Here is a 1,412-nt window from a genome sequence, read left to right as displayed (position 1 = left end):
GGCCGCCATGCAGATCGGCCGGCGCGGGCTTGGGCATGTCGACGCCGGCGACGATGCCCATCGCGATCAGCGCCACGGCGGCCTGCACCAGGAAGCTGAAGGCGAACAGATAGGGCTGCCAGACGTCCATGGTCCATTGCACGAGCTGCGGACCGAGCACGCCGGCGAACACGCCGCCGGCCATCACCCAGGACACCGCCTTGGGCCGGTAGGCCGCGCTGGCGCCATCGGCAGCGGCGAAGCGATAGGACTGCGCGACGGAGCCGTAGAGGCCGCCGAGGAAGGTTGCGATGCAGAACAGCGCGAACGAGCCGTGCAGGATCGCGAACGAGCCGAGCACGCCGGTAAGCGTGCCGAGGCCCGTGCCGATGACGAAGGCCACGCGGCGGCCGAAACGGCGCGAGATCGCGCCGGTCGGCAGCGTGCCGGCAGCAAGTCCGACCACATACATCGAGATCGGCACGGTTGCGAACGACATGTCCGGCGCGAGCGTGGCCCCGACAATCGCGCCCGTGGCGAAGATCACGGCCGAGTTGGCGCCCGTCAGCGCCTGGGCCGCGGCCAGGCGCACCACATTGGCGCGCACGCGGGCGTCGTCGGCGATCTCATGGGCAGAAGTCACGTCAAGCATCGGCTTTTTCTGCCCGAATGGGCTCGAGGGCTGGTTGATTCCCGGCACTATGGAGGGACGCGAGTGGCCGGGCAACCGGCGCAAACGGGCGCAGGCCATGCCTCTGACGCAATCGGTGCGATGATAGCGGGCCGCGCGCTTGACGGCTTGCGCTCGATCAAATCCTATCGCCGCGACTTTTGGGAGTTTCGTTCATGACCGTCGAGGACAGGCCTACACTCAGCGCTCCCGACGACGATCCCTGGCTGTGGCTGGAGGAGATCGAGGGCACGCAAGCGCTCGATTTCGTCGAGCGGCAGAACAGCCTGACGCTCCAGGCGTTCGGTGGCAAAGCCTTCGAGCACGACCGCGACATCCTCGCAGCGATCTATGATCGCCCCGACAACATTCCCTATGTCAGCCGGCGCGGCAGCGACCTGCACAATCTCTGGAAGGACGCCGCCAACCCGCGCGGCCTGTGGCGGCGGACCACGCTGACGGAGTTTCGCAAAGCCGGTCCTGCGTGGGAGACCATGCTGGATATCGACCAGCTCGCAGCGCGCGAAGGCGAGGACTGGCTGCTGAGCGGGATCGCCACGACGCCGGGAAGCTCGCACGCCATCTTGAGCCTGTCGCGCGGTGGCAGCGACGCCGTGACGTTGCGGGAATTCGACCTCGTTACGAAGAGCTTCGTCGCCGACGGCTTTACACTGCCGGAAGCCAAGGGCGGCGCGGACTGGCTTGATGCCGACACGTTGCTGCTGTCGAGCGCGCATGGCGAGGGCATGGTGACGGACTCCGG

At 67.5% G+C, this 1,412-nt stretch carries 1 protein-coding gene and 1 pseudogene; one reads left to right on the top strand and one right to left on the bottom strand.

Going from position 1 to position 1,412, the window contains the following annotated elements:
• A partial coding sequence (locus tag IC66_RS0104895) for an MFS transporter (protein WP_038946853.1) occupies window positions 1–631 on the bottom strand: 631 nt, incomplete at its 3' end.
• A 194-nt stretch (window positions 632–825) separates the two neighbouring features.
• Here IC66_RS0104895 and IC66_RS0104890 point away from each other — a divergent pair.
• Window positions 826–1,412 (top strand): annotated as a pseudogene (locus tag IC66_RS0104890) (prolyl oligopeptidase family serine peptidase); the annotation flags it as partial.

Origin of the sequence: Bradyrhizobium genomosp. III (assembly GCF_000261705.1) — a bacterium.
GTDB classification, from domain to species: domain Bacteria; phylum Pseudomonadota; class Alphaproteobacteria; order Rhizobiales; family Xanthobacteraceae; genus Bradyrhizobium; species Bradyrhizobium ottawaense.
This window is presented reverse-complemented; position numbering and strand designations above follow the sequence as displayed.